The organism is Nocardioides pakistanensis, from assembly GCF_054781215.1.
The window spans coordinates 24,565-43,246 of record NZ_BAAGUV010000060.1 but is presented as its reverse complement, the minus strand read 5'-3'; the positions used below and the strand labels follow the sequence as shown (position 1 = coordinate 43,246).

17 protein-coding genes are annotated in these 18,682 nt (G+C 71.4%); 12 read left to right on the top strand and 5 right to left on the bottom strand.

What is annotated here, in order from left to right; genetic code table 11:
• Positions 1–3: 3 nt before the first annotated feature.
• From ahcY to secA, 9 genes are all read left to right on the top strand, one after another.
• Positions 4–1,440, top strand: a complete 1,437-nt coding sequence (ahcY, locus tag ACYVIH_RS18175) for an adenosylhomocysteinase (protein WP_460871070.1) — start codon at positions 4–6, stop codon at positions 1,438–1,440.
• Positions 1,441–1,467: 27 nt separating this feature from the next.
• Positions 1,468–2,160 carry an MtrAB system response regulator MtrA gene (gene mtrA / locus ACYVIH_RS18170; protein WP_460870931.1) on the top strand — a complete coding sequence of 231 codons (693 nt, stop codon included), beginning with the start codon at positions 1,468–1,470 and terminating at the stop codon, positions 2,158–2,160.
• Between the two features lie 10 nt (positions 2,161–2,170).
• Complete coding sequence (gene mtrB / locus ACYVIH_RS18165; protein WP_460870930.1) at positions 2,171–3,805, top strand: MtrAB system histidine kinase MtrB; 1,635 nt, start codon at positions 2,171–2,173, stop codon at positions 3,803–3,805.
• Positions 3,802–5,562 (top strand): LpqB family beta-propeller domain-containing protein, encoded by a 1,761-nt coding sequence (locus tag ACYVIH_RS18160; RefSeq protein ID WP_460870928.1) that lies wholly within the window; start codon positions 3,802–3,804, stop codon positions 5,560–5,562. The genes mtrB and ACYVIH_RS18160 overlap by 4 nt, the downstream gene beginning before the upstream one ends.
• 94 nt (positions 5,563–5,656) lie before the next feature.
• Positions 5,657–6,442, top strand: a complete 786-nt coding sequence (locus ACYVIH_RS18155) for a ComF family protein (protein WP_460870926.1) — start codon at positions 5,657–5,659, stop codon at positions 6,440–6,442.
• Positions 6,443–6,849: 407 nt separating this feature from the next.
• Complete coding sequence (gene hpf, locus ACYVIH_RS18150; protein WP_460870925.1) at positions 6,850–7,473, top strand: ribosome hibernation-promoting factor, HPF/YfiA family; 624 nt, start codon at positions 6,850–6,852, stop codon at positions 7,471–7,473.
• Between the two features lie 82 nt (positions 7,474–7,555).
• Positions 7,556–8,221 carry a response regulator gene (locus tag ACYVIH_RS18145; protein WP_460870924.1) on the top strand — a complete coding sequence of 222 codons (666 nt, stop codon included), beginning with the start codon at positions 7,556–7,558 and terminating at the stop codon, positions 8,219–8,221.
• Positions 8,221–9,480, top strand: coding sequence for a winged helix-turn-helix domain-containing protein (locus tag ACYVIH_RS18140; RefSeq protein WP_460870923.1), 1,260 nt, complete (start codon positions 8,221–8,223; stop codon positions 9,478–9,480). Before ACYVIH_RS18145 ends, ACYVIH_RS18140 begins: the two co-directional genes overlap by 1 nt.
• 88 nt (positions 9,481–9,568) lie before the next feature.
• The gene (gene secA / locus ACYVIH_RS18135) at positions 9,569–12,385 is read left to right on the top strand and encodes a preprotein translocase subunit SecA (RefSeq protein WP_460870922.1); all 2,817 of its coding nucleotides are present in this window, start codon (positions 9,569–9,571) and stop codon (positions 12,383–12,385) included.
• Positions 12,386–12,440: 55 nt separating this feature from the next.
• Here the strand turns inward: secA and ACYVIH_RS18130 are convergent, their stop codons facing one another.
• A complete protein-coding gene (locus ACYVIH_RS18130) occupies positions 12,441–13,001 on the bottom strand; it encodes an Rv3235 family protein (protein ID WP_460870921.1) in 561 nt (186 codons plus the stop codon).
• Positions 12,998–13,762, bottom strand: a complete 765-nt coding sequence (locus tag ACYVIH_RS18125) for a LysM peptidoglycan-binding domain-containing protein (RefSeq protein ID WP_460870920.1) — start codon at positions 13,760–13,762, stop codon at positions 12,998–13,000. Before ACYVIH_RS18125 ends, ACYVIH_RS18130 begins: the two co-directional genes overlap by 4 nt.
• Before the next feature lie 122 nt (positions 13,763–13,884).
• Here ACYVIH_RS18125 and ACYVIH_RS18120 point away from each other — a divergent pair, with 122 nt between their 5' ends.
• Positions 13,885–14,460, top strand: a complete 576-nt coding sequence (locus ACYVIH_RS18120; RefSeq protein WP_460870919.1) for a hypothetical protein — start codon at positions 13,885–13,887, stop codon at positions 14,458–14,460.
• A 1-nt stretch (position 14,461) separates the two neighbouring features.
• On the opposite strand, the gene ACYVIH_RS18115 is transcribed toward ACYVIH_RS18120, so the two are convergent.
• Positions 14,462–14,716, bottom strand: coding sequence for a helix-turn-helix domain-containing protein (locus ACYVIH_RS18115; RefSeq protein WP_460870918.1), 255 nt, complete (start codon positions 14,714–14,716; stop codon positions 14,462–14,464).
• A 102-nt stretch (positions 14,717–14,818) separates the two neighbouring features.
• Here ACYVIH_RS18115 and ACYVIH_RS18110 point away from each other — a divergent pair, with 102 nt between their 5' ends.
• Entirely contained in the window at positions 14,819–15,538 is a 720-nt protein-coding gene (locus ACYVIH_RS18110; protein ID WP_460870917.1) for an SAF domain-containing protein, read from the top strand.
• Positions 15,539–15,540: 2 nt separating this feature from the next.
• Complete coding sequence (locus ACYVIH_RS18105) at positions 15,541–16,839, top strand: AAA family ATPase (protein WP_460870916.1); 1,299 nt, start codon at positions 15,541–15,543, stop codon at positions 16,837–16,839.
• Here the strand turns inward: ACYVIH_RS18105 and ACYVIH_RS18100 are convergent.
• Positions 16,808–18,124 carry a hypothetical protein gene (locus tag ACYVIH_RS18100; protein WP_460870915.1) on the bottom strand — a complete coding sequence of 439 codons (1,317 nt, stop codon included), beginning with the start codon at positions 18,122–18,124 and terminating at the stop codon, positions 16,808–16,810. The two genes, ACYVIH_RS18105 and ACYVIH_RS18100, sit on opposite strands and share 32 nt — an antisense overlap.
• 3 nt (positions 18,125–18,127) lie before the next feature.
• A complete protein-coding gene (locus ACYVIH_RS18095) occupies positions 18,128–18,568 on the bottom strand; it encodes a hypothetical protein (protein WP_460870914.1) in 441 nt (146 codons plus the stop codon).
• Positions 18,569–18,682 lie beyond the last annotated feature (114 nt).

The following is an 18,682-nucleotide window of genomic DNA, read 5'->3' as shown; positions in this document are numbered from 1 at the left end:
AGGATGTTCATGGATTTCAAGGTTGCCGACCTCTCCCTGGCCGACTTCGGCCGGACCGAGATCACCCTGGCCGAGCACGAGATGCCGGGCCTGATGGCCATGCGCGAGCGCTACGGCGACTCCAAGCCGCTGGCGGGGGCGAAGATCGCAGGCTCCCTGCACATGACGATCCAGACCGCCGTGCTCATCGAGACCCTCACCGCGCTCGGCGCCGAGGTGCGGTGGGCGTCGTGCAACATCTTCTCCACGCAGGACCACGCGGCGGCTGCCGTCGTGGTCGGTCCCGACGGGACCCCGGACAACCCCGCCGGGGTGCCGGTGTTCGCCTGGAAGGGCGAGACGCTGGAGGAGTACTGGTGGTGCACCCAGCAGATCCTGCGCTGGCCCGACGGTGAGTTCGCGAACATGATCCTCGACGACGGGGGCGACGCGACCCTGCTCGTGCACCTGGGCGTCGAGGCCGAGAAGACCGGTCACGTGGACTCCCCGGACTCCACCGACAACGCCGAGAAGAAGGTCATCCTCCAGGTCCTCGCCGACACCCTCGCCGAGGGCAGCAACGTGTGGACCCCGATCGCGAACGCGATCAAGGGCGTCACCGAGGAGACCACCACCGGCGTGCACCGGCTCTACGACATGATGAAGGAAGGGTCGCTCCTCTTCCCGGGCATCAACGTCAACGACTCGGTCACCAAGAGCAAGTTCGACAACAAGTACGGCTGCCGGCACTCGCTCGTCGACGGCATCAACCGCGCCACGGACGTGCTCATCGGCGGCAAGGTCGCCGTGGTCTGCGGCTACGGCGACGTCGGCAAGGGCTGCGCGGAGTCCCTGCGCGGCCAGGGCGCGCGCGTCGTGGTCACCGAGATCGACCCGATCTGCGCGCTGCAGGCGGCGATGGACGGCTACCAGGTCACCACCCTCGAGGACGTGCTCCCGGTGGCCGACATCGTGATCACCGCGACCGGCAACCGCGACGTCGTGACCGTCGACCACATGCGCCGGATGAAGCACCAGGCGATCGTCGGCAACATCGGCCACTTCGACAACGAGATCGACATGGCGGGCCTCGAGCGGTTCCCCGGGATCACCCGCAAGACCGTCAAGCCGCAGGTGGACCTGTTCACCTTCCCCGAGGGCAACTCGGTGATCGTGCTGTCCGAGGGCCGGCTGATGAACCTCGGCAACGCGACCGGCCACCCGTCGTTCGTGATGTCGAACTCGTTCACCAACCAGGTGCTGGCGCAGATCGAGCTGTTCACCAAGACCGACGAGTACCCCGTGGGCGTCTACACCCTCCCCAAGCACCTCGACGAGGAGGTCGCCCGGCTTCACCTCGGCTCGCTCGGCGTGAAGCTCACCGAGCTCACCGAGGAGCAGTCCTCCTACCTCGGCGTGCCGGTGGAGGGTCCGTACAAGTCCGACCACTACCGCTACTGACTCACGAGCCGGGACGGAGGGTGGTTGATGTCTGAGCAGGGAAGCCGGGGGCGGGTCCTCGTCGTGGACGACGACGCGGCCCTGGCCGAGATGCTCACGATCGTGCTCCGCAACGAGGGTTTCGAGCCGCGCGTGTGCGCCACCGGCGACCAGGCGCTGGGCGACTTCCGCGAGTTCCGTCCCGACGTGGTGCTCCTGGACCTGATGCTGCCGGGCAAGGACGGCATCGACGTGTGCCGCGAGATCCGCGCCGAGTCCGGCGTACCCATCGTGATGCTGACCGCCAAGAGCGACACCGTCGACGTGGTCGTCGGCCTCGAGTCCGGGGCCGACGACTACGTCGCCAAGCCGTTCAAGCCCAAGGAGCTCGTAGCGCGGATCCGGGCCCGGATCCGCCGGCACGACGACTCGGGCCCGGAGACGTTGCGGATCGCCGACCTCACCATCGATGTCGCAGGCCACCAGGTCACCCGCGACGGCCGGCCGATCTCGCTCACGCCGCTGGAGTTCGACCTGCTCGTGTGCCTGGCCCGCAAGCCGTGGCAGGTGTTCACCCGCGAGGTGCTCCTCGAACAGGTCTGGGGCTACCGCCACGCCGCGGACACGCGGCTGGTCAACGTGCACGTGCAGCGGCTGCGCTCGAAGGTCGAGCACGACCCGGAGAACCCCGAGATCGTCGTGACGGTGAGGGGTGTCGGGTACAAGGCCGGCACCTCCTAGGCAGCCGGCGATGAGACTGGTCGGGCTCCTGCGCCGGGCCGCCACCTTCTGGCGACGCTCGATCCAGGCCCGCGTCGTGGTCCAGACGCTGGTGCTCTCGGCCGTCGTAGTCACCCTCGTCGGCTGGGTCCTGATGCGCCAGATCACCGACGGTCTCGTGCAGAGCAAGACCAACCTCTCCGTCGCCGAGGCCACCCGCGGCGCCTACGAGGCGCAGAGCCGGCTCGAGGGGGTGCCTGGCACCGAGTTCGACTCCGGCAGCCAGCTCGCCCAGCTGGTCGCCGGCATCGTCGCCCGCGGGGAGGTGCAGGGCTACGACGTGGTCCTGGACGGGCCGGTCCCCGGGAGCGCCGACGCCGACCTGGCCGGCTCCGGGGGCACGTTCAAGTCTCCGGACGTCCTCACCGAGAGCATCCCGGAGCGCCTCCGCAGCACTGTCGAGACCAGCTCGGGCACGTCGTGGACCTACGCCACGATCGGGTACGAGCCTGGCAGCGGCCGGCGCGACGTGCCCGGCGTGGTCGCCGGCGCGCAGGTCGAGGTCCCCAGCGACGGCGGGGTCTACACGCTGTACTACCTGTTCCCGATGTCGGAGGAGGCAGCGACCCTGGGCCTGGTCCGCAGAGCGCTGCTGACCGGCGGCGGCCTGCTCCTGCTCCTGGTCGGCGGGCTGGCGTGGCTGGTGACCCGGCAGGTGGTCACCCCGGTGCGGCTGGCCCGCCGCGTCGCCGAACGGCTCGCCTCCGGCCGGCTGGAGGAGCGGATGCAGGTCCGCGGCGACGACGACATCGCCCGCCTCGGCACCTCGTTCAACCAGATGGCGGCCAGCCTGCAGCAGCAGATCCGCCAGCTCGAGGAGCTCTCCCGGGTGCAGCGGCGGTTCGTCTCCGACGTCTCGCACGAGCTGCGTACGCCGCTCACCACGGTCCGGATGGCCGGCGACGTGCTGTACGACGCCCGGGCAGAGTTCGACCCCGTCACGGCCCGCTCCGCCGAGCTGCTCCAGAAGGAGCTGGACCGGTTCGAGATGCTCCTCACCGACCTGCTGGAGATCAGCCGCTTCGACGCCGGCGCGGCGCAGCTGGAGCTCGAGGACGTCAACCTCGTCGACATCGCGCACCGGGTCGCGGAGTCCACCACCGCCCTCGCACAGCGACGAGGCGTGCAGGTGGTCGTGCACGATCCCGGCCGACCCTGCGTCGCCGAGGTCGACGTACGCCGGGTTGAGCGGATCGTGCGCAACCTGGTCTCGAACGCCATCGACCACGCCGAGGGCAAGGACATCGAGGTGAGGGTCGCCGCCTCCGACGAGGCCGCCGCCCTCGCCGTGCGCGATCACGGGGTCGGGCTGAAGAAGGGCGAGGCGCAGATGGTGTTCAACCGGTTCTGGCGGGCCGACCCGGCGCGAGCGCGCACCACCGGGGGGACCGGCCTGGGGCTGGCCATCTCGCTCGAGGACGCCCGCCTGCACGGTGGGTGGCTCGAGGCCTGGGGGGAGCCGGGCCGCGGTGCGCAGTTCCGGCTCACGCTGCCCCGCCGAGCCGGGGACCCGCTGACCTCGAGCCCGTTGCCGCTGGTGCCCGCACCGCTCCGTTCGCGGTCGGCGTCCCGGGTGCCCAGCGACGAGCCGGCAGGCACGTCGTGAGAGCCCGCGCCCTGGTGCCTCTGGCCGCCGCGCTCGCGCTGCTCGCGGGCTGTGTCAGCCTGCCCGAGCGGGGCGCCGTGGAGACCCGCCCCGGACAGGAGACGGTGGAGCAGGGCTCCGGGTCGTTCGACTACACGCCGTCGGGCCCCCGCCGCGGCTCACCGCCGTTGACCATCGTCGAGGACTTCCTGCTCTCGATGCAGGCATCTCCCCAGTCCACGGCGGTCGCGCGCAAGTACCTCACCGACGAGGCCCGCGCCGGCTGGTTCCCGGACAAGACGACGCTGGTCTACGGCTCCAAGGTGGTCACCGCCGACCAGGACGCGGTCCGGGTCGACCTCGAGGAGACGATCCAGCTCGACGACCGCGGCACCTGGCTCGGACGGGTCGGTGACAGCGGTGAGCTCGGCTACCGCCTGGAGCTGGTGCGCGAGGAGGGGGAGTGGCGGATCACCAACCCGCCGGACGCCCTGGTGATCCCGCGCTCCCACTTCGAGACCCGCTACCAGCAGTTCCTGGTCTACTTCTTCGACCCGACCGCGCAGGTGCTGGTGCCCGAGCCCACCTACCAGCCGCGGGGCGAGCAGGCCGCCACCCTGTTGGTCCGGCGGTTGCTCCGCGGCCCGCACCCGCGGCTCGAAGGGGTCCTGCGCACGTTCGTGCCCGGCGGGACCGAGTACGTCCTGTCCGTGCCGGTCACCCCGGACGGCGTGGCCCAGGTGGGGCTCAGCGAGCAGCTCCTGCGGCTCGACGCCGAGGAGAGGCAGCTCGTGCTCGCCCAGCTCGCCTGGACGCTGCGTCAGGTCGAGGGGGTGGAGTCGATGCAGGTGACCGTCGACGGCGTCCCGCTGGAGATCCCGGGCTCGGGCAGTCCCCACAGCGTGTCGTCGTGGTCGCAGTACGACCCCTCGATCCACTGGGCGTCGCAGGAGCTGTTCGGGCTGCGCGACGGACAGGTGGTGGCGCTGGGCTCCGACGGTGCCGTGATCGGCCAGTTCGCCGGGCCGCGCGGCGACCTGCGCGACATCGCCGTCGACCTGGAGGCCGAGCAGGTGGCCGGGGTCAGCCGGGACGGTACGTCGGTGGTGCTGGCGCCGCGCCGACGCACCGAGAGCAGTGAGCCGGGTGGGGAGGAGGCCCAGGTCGTCTACACCGGGACCGACGTGCTCCAGCCGGCCTGGACCGTCTTCGACGAGATGTGGCTGGTCGACCGCACCTCCGGTGGCGCGCGGGTCAGCGTGCTCCTGGACGGTGCGGCCGAGCCGGTGCCGGCCCCGAGCCTGACGGGCGAGGACGTCTCGGCGTTCGTGGTCTCACGTGACGGCACACGTCTCGTCGCCGTGGTCGACGGACGCGGCGGTGACCGGCTGGTGATCGCGCGGGTGCTCCGCGGTCCCGCCGGGAAGGTCCAGGGGCTGAGCCGCGCCGTCGACCTGCCGCTCGCCCAGGGCGGGGTGGACGAGATCCGCGACCTCGCCTGGCGCAGCCCGGCGAGCCTCGCCGTGCTCACCGGGCCGACACCTGAGTCCTCGCAGGTCCTCCTGGCGCTCGTCGACGGCTCGACCGCGCTCGCCGACGTCGAGAGCACCGCCGAGATCTTCCGCCGAAGGGCGGACCGCCTGGTCTCCGCCCCGTCACCGGGGACACCGATCTTCCTCGGCACCGACCAGGGCGTGCTCTACGAGCTCGGCGGCGACGGGCAGTGGAGCGAGGCGGTCGAGCGGGTGCCGCTGCTGATGCCGACCTTCGTCGGCTGACCAGGCCTTGTCCACGGCGCGGGGGGGAGGACGCGCGGTCCACAGCCGCCCAGCCGCGGCTGCGGTCGCCCGCACGGAGGCGGATCCTCGACGCATGCGCGATGCCGTCCTCGACCTGGTCCTCGGCAGCACGTGCGCGGTCTGCGGCCGGCCCGGCGCTGCGATCTGCGCATCCTGCAGCCGCGACCTGCCTCGTCGGCCGGTGACCTCCTGGCCCTCGCCGTGCCCACCCGGGCTGGCCCGCCCGACCGCCGTCGGCGACTACGACGGTGCACTCAAGGTGCTGGTCAACGCGCACAAGGAGCAGCAGCGCTTCGCGCTGGCCCGGCCACTGGGCGAGCTGCTCGCGGTCTCGGTGCTCGACCATCTCCCGCACCCGAGCTGCTCGAGCCGCACCGCCTCGCCGGTCCTGTTGGTGCCGGTGCCGTCCCGCCGCGCGGTGGTCCGCGACCGGGGCCACGACCCGCTGCTCCGGGTGGCCAGGGCAGCGACCGCCACCCTGCGGCGTCAGGGTGTTCCCGCAAGGGTCGGTCGCTGGCTCCGCGCGCTCCGCGCCGCCGAGGACCAGGCCCGGCTGGGAGCGGCCGACCGGGCCCGGAACCTCGCCGGCAGCATGGCGGCGGGGCGCAGCGTGCGCAGGACGGCCGCCGCGGCACGGCCGGTGCCGCTCGTCGTGGTCGTCGACGACGTGATCACCACCGGCGCCACGGTCCGCGAGGCGCAGCGGGCGCTCGAGGTGGCCGGCGTCGAGGTGCGCGGGATCGCGACGGTGGCCGCCACCCGGCGTCGGCGGGAGGTGGTTCAGAGCACCTGCGTCCGGTTGATCGCACCGGAGGACAAATCGGGCACTTCACTACCGCTTTCCGGTTCCGCCGACTAGCGTCTAGTCATGGAGTCCGTCCGGGTCCGTGGTTGCACCGACAGGATCCGGCCGAGCGCGGCTTTCGAGCTCGCGCCCGGGTGCTGGACCTGTCGGCTAGCCGATGCCAGTCGCAGGCGAAACGGTCCACGTAAGGCGTCGCCGTCGCAGGTGCCCTCGGGTGCCGACACCGCCGGCGCACGTCGATCACGGTGCGGCTTAGAAGTAAGTCCTGCCTCGCCCGCGTCGTCAGATACGACGCGCCGGTGGGAGAAGGTCAGTAGTGGCAACAAGCTGCGAGCACCTCAGCAGGCGGTTGTGGGGTCGAAGACCAGGTCGGCCGGACGGATCTCCATCTCTCAAGGCCGCCGGAGCGGCGGTCAAGACACCCCTGGTGACGTGGTCACCAAGACAATCGGGAGGTTGCCGTGGAAATCGTGGTCAAGAGCAGGCACATGGACGTGTCGGACCGGTTTCGCAGTCACGCCGAGGAGAAGCTCACCCGGTTGGAGAAGCACGACCAACGCATCATCAGGGTCGAGGTAGAGGTCGACAAGGAGCAGAACCCCCGGCTGCAGGACCGCGCCGTGCGCGTGGAGCTCACCGCGTTCACCAAGGGCCCCGTGATCCGCGCCGAGGCGGCGGCCGAGGACAAGATGGCCGCCCTCGACATGGCGATGGACAAGATGGCCAGCCAGATGCGCAAGGCCGCCGACCGTCGCCGCGTGCACCGTGGCCGCCGTACCCCGGTCTCGGTGGGGCAGGCGCTCGCGGGGATCGAACCGGCGCCCAACGGCACCGCCCCCGCGGAGCCCGAAGACACCGAGCGTCGGGTCGGACCGATCACCGTGATGGGGGACGGGCCGCTCGTGGTGCGGGAGAAGACCCACCAGGCCGACCCGATGACCCTCGACCAGGCGCTCTACGAGATGGAGCTCGTCGGGCACGACTTCTTCCTGTTCGTCGACAAGGAGAGCGAGCGGCCCTCGGTGGTCTACCGGCGGCACGGCTACGACTACGGCGTGATCTCCCTCGACGTGTCCGGGACGTGACGTACGCGTCTGCTTGGAAGTTTTCGACCCACTTCCGTGAGGCCCATGACATGATCGGGGCGTGTCCGCACCTCAACAGCGCATGACTGCAGGCGAGCCCATCCGCGTCGCGGTCGTCGACGACCAGGAGCTCTTCCGTCGTGGGCTGACCATGCTGCTCGGCGTGGAGGAGGACATCGAGGTCGTGGGTGAGGCTGGAGACGGCGTGGCCGCGACCGAGCTCGCGGCCACGGCCGTTCCCGACGTGATCTTGATGGACGTGCGGATGCCCAAGCGCTCGGGCATCGAGGCGTGCGTCTCGATCAAGGACGTCGCCCCCTCGGCCAAGATCATCATGCTCACGGTCAGCGACGAGGAGGCCGACCTCTACGACGCGGTGAAGAACGGTGCCTCGGGCTACCTCCTGAAGGACTCCTCGATCGACGAGGTCGCGCAGGCGATCCGGGTCGTGGCCGACGGGCAGTCCCTGATCAGCCCGTCGATGGCGGTGAAGCTGCTCGACGAGTTCAAGCAGATGACCCGCTCGGACCGCCAGCAGGTGCCGACGCCGCGCCTGACCGACCGCGAGCTCGAGGTCCTCAAGCTCGTGGCCCAGGGCCTGAACAACCGTGAGATCGCCAAGCGGTTGTTCATCAGCGAGAACACCGTGAAGAACCACGTGCGCAACATCCTCGAGAAGCTCCAGCTGCACTCCCGGATGGAGGCGGTCATGTACGCCGTGCGGGAGAAGCTGCTCGACATCCCCTGATGTCGGCGGTCGACGCATCCGGCGCCGGGCCGCGGACGGCGGTCTCGCTCAGCCGGGCCCAGGCACGGCGGGTCGCCCTCGTGGCGCAGGGCTTCCGCGACCCGCGGCACGTCGTACCGACGATGCGGACGCTGAACCGCACCCTGGCGCGTACGGCGGTCCTGCAGATCGACTCGGTCAACGTGCTCCAGCGGGCGCACTACATGCCGCTGTTCTCGCGGATGGGGCCCTACGACGTGGACCTGCTGCACCGGGCTGCCGAGAAGCGGCCGCGCCGGATCGTCGAGTACTGGGCGCACGTCGCGGCGTTCATGCCGGTGGAGCTGTGGCCCGTGATGCGACACCGGATGCACCACTACAAGGAGCAGGGGCACGCCTGGATGGGCCTGCCCGAGCGGCAGGAGCTCGTGTCGTCGCTGATGGCCGAGATCGCCGAGCGTGGGGCGGCCACCTCCCGCGACCTCGACGACGGCCTGCCTCGCAAGCGGGAGCACTGGGGCTGGAACTGGTCGGAGACCAAGAAGGCCCTGGAGTACCTCTTCCTCGCCGGCGAGCTGGCGGTCGCCGGGCGCACCTCGCAGTTCGAGCGGCTCTACGACCTGCCCGAGCGGGTCGTCCCGCACCGCTACCTCGAGGCGCCCACCCCGTCACCGGAGGAGGCTGCCGTGGAGCTGGTCCGGCGGGCCGCGGCCGCGCACGGGGTGGCCACCGCGGCCTGCCTGCGCGACTACTTCCGGATGCGCGACGACCAGGTCCGCCCCGCGATCGGCACCCTGCTGGAGTCCGGCGAGCTGCTCCCGGCGCGTGTCGAGGGGTGGAACCGCCCGGCCTACCTGCACCACGCGGCGGCGCTGCCGCGGCGGGTGTCCGCGCGCGCGGTGCTCAGCCCGTTCGACCCGCTGGTGTGGGAACGCGCGCGCACCGAGGCGCTGTTCGACTTCCACTACCGCATCGAGATCTACGTGCCCGAGCACAAGCGGGTGCACGGCTACTACGTCCTGCCGTTCCTGCTCGGGGACCGGATCGTCGCCCGGGTGGACCTCAAGGCCGACCGCGCGGCCGGGGTGCTCGTCGTGCACGCGGCGTACTCCGAGCCCCACGCGCCCCCGGAGACCGCCGCGGAGCTCGCCGAGGAGCTCGGCAGCCTCGCCGACTGGCTGGCGCTCGACGAGGTGTCGGTAGGCGAGCGGGGCGACCTCGCCGGACCGCTGCGCAGCGAGCTGCGGACCGCTCGCGGCTCGGCTGGTGGTGCTCGGTGAGGTAGGTAGGATGTCAACGGCCCAGACTGCGGCCGTCGCATGTCCAGTCCGTCACGGGCAACCCGCACATCATCAGGAGTCGACTCTCGTGCCTGCCATTCTCGACAAGATCCTTCGCATCGGTGAGGGCAAGATCATCCGCCAGCTGGAGTCGATCACCCGGGCCGTGAATGCGATCGAGGATGACTTCGTCGCGATGTCCGACGAGGAGCTGCGCGGGCAGACCGAGCTGTTCAAGCAGCGGCTCGCCGACGGCGAGACCCTCGACGACCTCATGCCCGAGGCGTTCGCGACCGTCCGTGAGGCGGCCCGGCGCGTGCTGGGGCAGCGGCACTACGACGTGCAGATCATGGGCGGCGCGGCGCTGCACATGGGCAACATCGCCGAGATGAAGACCGGTGAGGGCAAGACCCTCGTGGCGACGCTGCCGGCGTACCTCAACGCGCTCGCCGGCAAGGGCGTCCACGTGGTCACCGTCAACGACTACCTCGCGAAGTACCACGCCGAGTGGATGGGCCGCGTGCACCACTTCCTGGGCCTGACCACCGACGTCATCCTCCCGCACATGCGGCCCGACGAGCGGCGGGTGGCCTACGCCGCGGACATCACCTACGGCACCAACAACGAGCTCGGCTTCGACTACCTGCGCGACAACATGGCCAGCTCCATCGAGGAGTGCGTCCAGCGCGGTCACTTCTTCTCGATCGTCGACGAGGTGGACTCGATCTTGATCGACGAGGCGCGCACCCCGCTGATCATCTCCGGCCCGACCCAGGACGAGGTGAAGTGGTACGGCGAGTTCGCCGAGATCGCCCGCCGGATGGTCAAGGACGTCGACTACGAGGTCGACGAGAAGAAGCGGACCATCTCGGTGCTCGAACCGGGCATCACCAAGGTCGAGGACTACCTCGGCATCGACAACCTCTACGACTCGGTGAACACCCCGCTGATCTCGTTCATGAACAACGCGATCAAGGCCAAGGAGCTGTTCCGTCACGACAAGGAGTACGTCGTGATGAACGGCGAGGTGCTCATCGTCGACGAGCACACCGGCCGCATGCTCGCCGGCCGCCGCTACAACGAGGGCCTGCACCAGGCGATCGAGGCCAAGGAGGGCGTGCAGATCCGCGAGGAGTACCAGACCCTCGCCACGGTGACCCTGCAGAACTACTTCCGGCTGTACGAGAAGCTCAGCGGGATGACCGGCACCGCGATGACCGAGGCCTCGGAGTTCGACAAGATCTACGGTCTCGGCGTGGTGCCGATCCCGACCAACAAGCCGATGGCCCGCATCGACCAGCCCGACCTCGTGTACCGCACCGAGGAGGCCAAGTTCAACGCCGTGGTGGAGGACATCGCCGAGCGCGCCAAGAAGGGCCAGCCGGTCCTTGTCGGCACCACCTCGGTCGAGAAGTCCGAGCACCTGTCGCAGCTGCTCAAGAAGCGCGGCATCGCGCACAACGTGCTGAACGCCAAGCACCACGAGAACGAGGCCAAGATCGTGGCGCAGGCCGGTCACAAGGGCGCGGTCACCGTTGCCACGAACATGGCCGGCCGAGGCACCGACATCATGCTCGGCGGCTCCGTGGAGTTCCTGGCCGACCTCGAGCTGCGCAAGCAGGGCCTCGACCCGCTGGAGGACAACGAGGAGTACGAAGCCGCCTGGCCCGGCATGGTCGAGAAGATCAAGGCCCAGGTGGCGGCCGAGCACGACGAGGTCAAGGAGCTCGGCGGCCTCTACGTGATCGGCACCGAGCGTCACGAGTCGCGGCGGATCGACAACCAGCTCCGCGGTCGTTCCGGGCGTCAGGGCGACCCCGGCGAGTCGCGGTTCTACCTGTCCCTGCAGGACGACCTGATGCGGCTGTTCAAGTCCGACTGGGTGGACTGGGTGCTGACCACGCTGAAGGTGCCCGACGACGTCCCGATCGAGAACAAGCGCGTCACCGGGGCGATCGCCTCCGCGCAGGCGCAGGTCGAGGCCCAGAACTTCGACTCCCGCAAGAACGTCCTCAAGTACGACGACGTCATGAACCGGCAGCGCCAGGTCATCTACGCCGAGCGGCGCGCGGTGCTGGAGGGTGCCGACCTGCGCGAGCAGGTCCGCACGATGGTCGACGACGTGATCACCGGCTACGTCATGGGCGCCACCGAGGGTGCGCCGGCCGAGTGGGACCTCGAGGCGCTGTGGGCAGCGCTGAAGACCCTCTACCCGGTCGGGCTCCGCCTGCAGGACGTCGAGCAGGAGGCCGGCTCCCGTGAGGGCATGTCGCGCGAGCACCTCGTCGAGGAGCTCAAGGCCGACGCGCAGGCGGCGTACGCCGCCCGCGAGCAGTCCTTCGGCGAGGAGGTCATGCGCGAGCTGGAGCGCCGCGTCGTGCTCTCGGTGCTGGACCGCAAGTGGCGAGAGCACCTCTACGAGATGGACTACCTGCGCGAGGGTATCGGCCTGCGCGCCTACTCCCAGCGTGACCCGCTCGTGGAGTACCAGCGTGAGGGCTTCGACATGTTCGCGGCGATGATGGACGGCATCAAGGAGGAGTCGGTCGGCTACCTGTTCAACCTGGAGGTCCAGGTCGAGGAGGCGCCGAGCGAGGAGGAGGCGGCCGAGCTCACCGCACTCGGCGAGGGCGCAGCGGTGGCCCAGGCCGCCGCAGCCGGCACGACCCCCCACATCGTCGCCCGGGGCCTGGAGGCTCCGAAGGCCCCGAAGCACCTCGCCTACACCGCGCCCGACGAGGGCGGCGAGGCCGAGGTCACCGGTGCCGCACCGGCCGAGACGACCGACGAGTTCGCCGGGGTCGGCCGCAACGACGACTGCCCCTGCGGCTCGGGCAAGAAGTTCAAGAAGTGCCACGGGGCGCCGGGGGGGCCGACCGGCCTGACCACCCGCGTCAACGGCTGAGCGACCGCGCACCAGCCCGGGGACGCGCCCGGGCCGGCAGCGGAGGGCGGTGCGGTCAGCCCAGCTGGAGCTCGGTGCAGCGCCAGTGGCCCCGCACCAGCTCAAGCCGGGCGGCGATCGCCCGCGAGCGCTCCCCGTGGCGGACGTGCACACTGACCTCGGCGGAGACCGGGGTCGGGTGGAACACGTGCACGCTGCGGACCTGGGGCCGGATCGTGCGCATCCGGCGCCCGGCGTCGGAGGTGCGGGCCAGGATGCTCAGCCGGTGGCCGAGCTCGAGGTAGACGCGGTGGGAGGTCCAGCGGACCAGCTGCGAGAGCGGGCGGTCGCCGCCGAGCACCTCGACCACGGCCTGGGCGAACCGGGCGGCCCAGCGCTGCACGTCCTCGTCGGAGCGCCCGCCGACCAGCCGTAGCTCGGGGGTCTCGGGTGGGCCACCGGCGGAGTCGCTCGTGCCTGGGTCCTGCAGGGCCAGCGCGCCGTCGACGGCTGCAGGGACGGAGTCGCCGAGCACTGCGGGCGCCTGGCCCAGGCGGGTGACGGTCGCCCACTGCCTCGGCGCGGCCGGTGGTCGGTGCGCGGAGCGGCCCTGGTCCTCGTCGGTGTGGTCGTTCATGACTGTTCCTTGTCTCGTGCGGGGCCTGAGCCGTCGGGCCGGCCGGAGGTGGAAGCGGGAAGCAGGCGCGGCACCCGCAGCTGGACACCGACGCGGAGCAGGTCGGGATCGTCGCCGACCCGGTCGCGGTTGGCCCGGTAGAGCCGGCGCCAGGCACGGTCCACCTCGACCGTCGTGGCCGTGGCGGGGAGGCGCCCGGCGGCGATCCGCCACAGGCTGTCGCCCTTCTCGACGACGTGGGTCCCGGGAGCCGGGCGGGCCCGCGCCGCGACCTGGTGCTTCGTCCCGGGGGTCGACAGGAGACCGACCGGACGGTCGGGCAGGGCCAGCCCGTCGAGGGAGCTGACGCAGGCCGGCCCCGCCGGTTGTCCGGGGCAGGGCTCGGGTGCGGCCGAGGCTGGTGCGAGCACCGCTGCGCCGGAGACGGCGACGCCGAGGCCGGTGGTCACGAGACGCCGCAGCGACTCAGGTGTCAGGCGCCGCAAGGCCGAGACGGACCGTCCGGTGAGGACCTCCACCGCCACCGCGACCGTGATGAGGAGCAGCCAGACGGTGCACGCGGTGAGGATGACGGCGGCCAGCGCCGGCACGGCGACCTCGGCTGGCACGTCCTGCCAGCTGCCCCCACCCTGCCTCCAGTCGGTCGCCCTCGCCAGCGCATCGCTGCACAGAGCCTGGGCGAGCCGGGTCACGCCAGCGACCATGAGCAGCAGGAGCAGCCGGTTCAGCGGGATCCGGATCCTGGACGCGTGACGTGCCATCGCTTGACTGCCGATCTATGTGTTTGCTTGCGTTTGCCTTTTCTAGCCTGCGGCTGGAGCCGACGTCAACGCTCCATCCACAGGCGTTGACAGTCCGGCCGTGAGACGTGATCGTGCTGGGCATGGGGGAGATCCCGCTCCACGACCTCTTCGAGGACCTCGAGCAGCAGGCCGCGGGCCTGGAGCTGACCGAGCGCGACGCCGAGCTGGCCGACCGCGCCCGGAGCGAGTACGCCGCGGTCACCGTGTCTGCGCGGGTCCACGCATCGCTCGGCCGCCGGGTCAGGCTGATGCTCACCGACGGCGCCGCTCTCGAGGGTGTCCTCGCGCAGGCCGGTCCGGACTGGTGCTGGCTGGGCCAGGCCGGTCCGCCGGGGGTGCAGGCCGAGTGCCTCGTGCGACTGGCCGCCGTAGCGGTGGCGGAGGGGCTGTCTCCTCGGGCTGTCGCGGAAGCCGCCCGCCCGGCAGTCGCGCGTCTGGGATTCGGATCGGCCCTGCACCGGTGTGCAGGCGACGACCGCCGACTACGGCTCCGGGTCGCTGGTGCCGGCGACGTGGAGGCTCGGGTGCGCAGGATCGGCGCGGACTTCGTCGAGATCGAGGCCGTGGGTGCTGCGGGGAAGGAGGGTCACGCCGGGGAGAAGGAGACCCTGGTCGTGCCGTTCGCCGCGGTCAACGCCGCCTGGGCGCGGTGGTGACTCACCGCGCGGGGTCGTCCTGCTCCGCCTCGGCGAAGGGGTGCTCGCGGACGAAGGCCCTGGTCTCCTCGTAGGAGCGCTGGATGAACGCCTCGAGCTCGGAGGCCTCAACCCGCCACTGGCCGCGGCCGCCGATCTTGATCGCGGGCAGCTCGCCGCGTCGCACGAGAGCGTAGACCTGGGCGGTCGAGGTGTTCAGGATCTCGGCCACGTCCGCGAGCTGGAGGAAGCGGGGAGCCGACGCACCGTGGGTCATGGCCTCATTGTGTCACCGGTTGACCCGGGATCTGCGTGGTTGCCGCCGTTTGCCTGTGGACGGACCATGGCCGAATGCACGCGACGCGGCCATGATGTCCCCGTGCGCGCTTCATCCATCCACCAGGCCGAGGCGGCCGCGCCGACCACCGACACGGGTCGCCCGCGTGCCCGCGACGCGGCTCAGCTGCCCAGTCCGACGGCCGTCCGTCCCGCCCGCCGGAGCTGGCGGGACCCGCGCCTGCTCGTCGGGCTGTTCATCGTGGCCGTCTGCGTCCTCGCCGGCGCGAGGCTGGTCGCCGGCGCCGACGACACCGTTGCCGTCTGGACCGTGCGTGCCGACCTGCCGGCCGGCAGCCGCGTGGGCGAGGCGGACGTGGAGAGCGCCAGGATGAGGTTCGGGTCCGAGGAGGCCGCGGGTCGCTACCTTCCGGCGTCGGCGCCGATCCCGGAGGGGATGGTGCTCCTGCGTGAACTCGGCGCCGGCGAGCTCCTTCCCAGATCCGCTCTCGCACCCGAGGACGGCGGTTCGCTGGCTGAGCTGCCGCTGTCGGTGGCCTCCGAGCTCGTGCCGACAGGTCTGCGCCCGGGGGAGCTGGTCGACGTCTGGGTCACCCCGCCGCAACGGGCCGGGGCGGCGGAGGAGGCCGTGCGCGTGCTCGAGGAGGTGCGTGTCGTCGCCGCGCCGCGGGAGGCCAGTGCCCTGGGTCCCGCCACGACGAGACAGGTGGTCGTGGGCGTGCCGGAGGACCAGGACGGCCTGCTGGCCCGGGCGCTCGCCCAGCTGGCTGAGGGCGTCGTGGTGCTCGTGAGGCGGGGCTGACCGTGCTCGCGCCGCGCCCCGGTGTCCTGGTGGCGGCCGCGGGCTCCGGGTGGGAGGTCGCGGCCGTCCAGCTGCTCGCCGGTGGACCCGCCGGGGCAGTCCTCCTCAAACGGTGCGTCGACCTGCCGGACCTGCTGGCCAGTGCCTCGACCGGGCAGGCCAGTGTCGCGCTCGTGTCGGCCTCGCTGCCGGGTCTCGACGCCGACAGTGTGAGCCTGCTCCGTAGGGCGGGTGTGGCGGTGGTCGTCGTGCGTGAGCCCGGTGCGGAGCAGGCTGCGCTGCCCGGCGTCTTCGCGACGCTGGAGGAAGGGCGCGTGGCCGAGCTGGCCGCGCTGCTTCCGGCCGCCGCGGCCTCGGCGGTGTACGACGAGCCTGGGTCGAACGGCTCGTCCCGCGGCGCAGTCGGTGTGAGCGACAGCGACGACACAGAGCTCGAGCAGGCTTCTCCTGTCGTCGAGCGCGGGACGGTCGTCGCCGTATGGGGTCCCACCGGGGCCCCGGGTCGCACCACGGTCGCCGTGGGGGTCGCCGCGGAGCTGGCGCACCGCGGTCACGACGTGCTGCTGGTCGATGCCGACGGCTACGGCGGCGCGGTCGCGCAGCACCTCGGCGTGCTCGACGAGGTGTCCGGCCTGCTCGGTGCTGTGCGCGCGGCCAACGCCGGGACGCTCGACCCCGCGAGGCTGGCCGGCCTGGCCCGGAGCGTGACCCCCGGCCTCCGGGTGCTGACCGGGCTGCCCCGGGCGGACCGGTGGCCGGAGGTCCGGCCCGCCGCGTTCGACGCTCTGGTGGAGACCGCGCGAGCGCTGTGCGGCTACGTCGTGCTCGACCTCGGGTTCAACCTCGAGCAGGAGGCGCAGGTCTACGGCAGCGGGTCTCCCCAACGCAACCACATGACGGTGGCCGGGCTCGAGCTCGCCGACGAGGTGCTGGTCGTCGGTTCGGCGGACCCGGTGGGCCTGGCACGCCTGGCCCGGGGCCTGGTGGAGCTTCGCGACGCGGTTCCCGTCGGGCCGCCCAGAGTCGTCGTGAACCGGGTCCGGCCCTCGCTCGGCTGGGCGGAGCAGGACGTGCGGCGGATGGTGGAAGGTTTCGTGATGCCCGCGAGCCTCGACTTCCTGCCCGACGACCCGTCCGCGGCCGACCGGGCGCTGGTCTCGGGGCGGACCCTGCGGGAGACCGGGGACTCGGCGCTCGCGAGCGCGATGGGCCGCCTCGCCGCCGCGCTCGACGGGACAGGGCCGGTGCCCGCGCGAGCGGGCGGCCTGCTCAGGCGCCGAAGAGCAGGTAGAGCCCGGTGACGGTGTAGAAGACCATCACGAACAGCAGCGGCAGCTGCCCGGTGAGCTGGCTGCGCCGGGGCAGCAGCCGGACGGCGCGGTCGTGTGCCGCGATCACGCCGAGCACGTGTCCGGCCACCACGGCGAGCACCTTCGTGACCGCCAGGAACGTCGGGTGCATCGACAGCCAGTAGTTGACCTCGCCGTCGGCGGTGCCGAGGTAGTTCGAGCCGTCGCCCATCGGGTCGCTGAGCTGGATCAGCGTCTGTTGGCCGGACTCGACGAAGTAGGTCAGGTAGTGGGCGACCATGTAGCCGACGATGATCGGCACGACGGAGTGCGCGAACAGCGCCGGCAGGTCCCACCGGCGGACGCCCTCCCTCGGGGTCGCGGCCGCCGTCGCGAGGGTGAGGCTGAGTCCCACGACGAGCGAGAACCCGAGCAGCACCCCGGTGTTGACCCAGGTCATGTTCAGCGACGTGCTCTGGGTGAACCGTAGCCAGACGTTGGAGTCGCCGAAGCTGTCGAAAGCGGTGCTGCCGAACAACACGGCTACCACCGCGACGAGCCCCGGGGCGGGCCGGATCGCGTCGAGGTTGGCCAGCGGGCTGCGGAGCACGAGGGTCCCGTCGTCGCGACGGCCGAAGACCGACAGGTGACCGACCAGGGTGGAGTACGCCTCGAACGGGTCGGCCTGCGCGATCCAGCGCGAGCCGAAGACCAGGGCGCCGATGAACACGATCGCGAGGTAGAGGAGGAACCAGATCACCACCGGTCCCTTGTACGTCGAGTCGGGGGAGACGAGCTCGAGCCACACGAAGGCGAACAGCCCGGCGGCGGCCGGCCAGTAGCCGACCCAGCGAGGGAGGGCGACCAGTCCCTCCTCCGGGTCGCTGCCGATCAGCCTGCTGAGGACCAGGTGAGCCGTGCGGGCCGGGTTCACCGCCTTGTAGAAGCTGCCGAACAGCAAGGACGCCGGCACGATGCCGACCCACAGCAGCACGTAGACGACCCCGAAGAGGGGGTTGATCAGCAGGTCCGGTCCCTGCCACGCCGCCCAGGCGACGTACAGGAAGAACGCGAAGCCCAGCGCCCGGAGCGTCCAGCCGAACACGGGCGAGTCCACGACGGCGGCGACGCCGGCCGGCATCGGTCGCCCCGAGGTGGCCGCGTCGTACCGGGGGGTGCGCCAGGCGAGGGCGAGCACGCTGAACGACACGACCAGCGCGGCGCTCGCCCCGGCGATCGCCAGGGCGGCGGGGATGGGCAGGTCCTGGGCGCCGCCCACCCCGTGAGCGAAGACCATGGGTCAGCGCACCTCGAGCTGGAGCACGACGAGGCCGGTGTCGTGCTCCTCGACGTCGACCAGACCGGGTCGCTCGATGGTCAGCGTCAGCGTGGACTCCCCGGGCTCGACCTCGAGCGTCTGCTCCGGGGAGGAGTGCACGTGGAACTCGGCGGCGCGGTCGGACTCGACGTCGAGGGTGATCGTCTCCCCGACCCCGACCTTGACCCGCATGCCGTTGGGCTGGATCCGCTCGCCCTCGATCTCGATCTCGATGGCCTCGGACTCGCTCGGCTGGTCGCTGGGCTCCTCCGTGGGGGTCGCGGACCCCTCGGTGGTGGCCGTCTCGGACGGAGTGCCGGACTCGCTCGCCGATGGTTCGGCGCCGGTGGAGCCGTCGTCGGTGTCCGCGCAGCCGGTGAGGACCAGGGCGGAGAGGGCAAGGACCGCAAGAGCCCGGCGCATTGCATGACCTCCAGAAGTCGGGGGGACCGGCCCAAGTTTGCCAAAGCGGTTGCGACGCCCGACGAGTGGGTGCTATCGGCCCGGGGCGCGCCCGATAGCCTGGTGCGCCGACCG

Excerpts from the sequence above, each read along its gene's own strand:
- ahcY (WP_460871070.1), top strand. The coding sequence starts at position 4 with ATGTTCATGGATTTCAAGGTTGCCGACCTCTCCCTGGCCGACTTCGGC.
- mtrA (WP_460870931.1), top strand. The coding sequence starts at position 1,468 with ATGTCTGAGCAGGGAAGCCGGGGGCGGGTCCTCGTCGTGGACGACGAC.
- mtrB (WP_460870930.1), top strand. The coding sequence starts at position 2,171 with ATGAGACTGGTCGGGCTCCTGCGCCGGGCCGCCACCTTCTGGCGACGC.
- ACYVIH_RS18155 (WP_460870926.1), top strand. The coding sequence starts at position 5,657 with ATGCGCGATGCCGTCCTCGACCTGGTCCTCGGCAGCACGTGCGCGGTC.
- ACYVIH_RS18145 (WP_460870924.1), top strand. The coding sequence starts at position 7,556 with ATGACTGCAGGCGAGCCCATCCGCGTCGCGGTCGTCGACGACCAGGAG.
- ACYVIH_RS18140 (WP_460870923.1), top strand. The coding sequence starts at position 8,221 with ATGTCGGCGGTCGACGCATCCGGCGCCGGGCCGCGGACGGCGGTCTCG.
- ACYVIH_RS18130 (WP_460870921.1), bottom strand. The coding sequence starts at position 13,001 with ATGAACGACCACACCGACGAGGACCAGGGCCGCTCCGCGCACCGACCA.
- ACYVIH_RS18125 (WP_460870920.1), bottom strand. The coding sequence starts at position 13,762 with ATGGCACGTCACGCGTCCAGGATCCGGATCCCGCTGAACCGGCTGCTC.
- ACYVIH_RS18120 (WP_460870919.1), top strand. The coding sequence starts at position 13,885 with ATGGGGGAGATCCCGCTCCACGACCTCTTCGAGGACCTCGAGCAGCAG.
- ACYVIH_RS18115 (WP_460870918.1), bottom strand. The coding sequence starts at position 14,716 with ATGACCCACGGTGCGTCGGCTCCCCGCTTCCTCCAGCTCGCGGACGTG.
- ACYVIH_RS18100 (WP_460870915.1), bottom strand. The coding sequence starts at position 18,124 with ATGGTCTTCGCTCACGGGGTGGGCGGCGCCCAGGACCTGCCCATCCCC.
- ACYVIH_RS18095 (WP_460870914.1), bottom strand. The coding sequence starts at position 18,568 with ATGCGCCGGGCTCTTGCGGTCCTTGCCCTCTCCGCCCTGGTCCTCACC.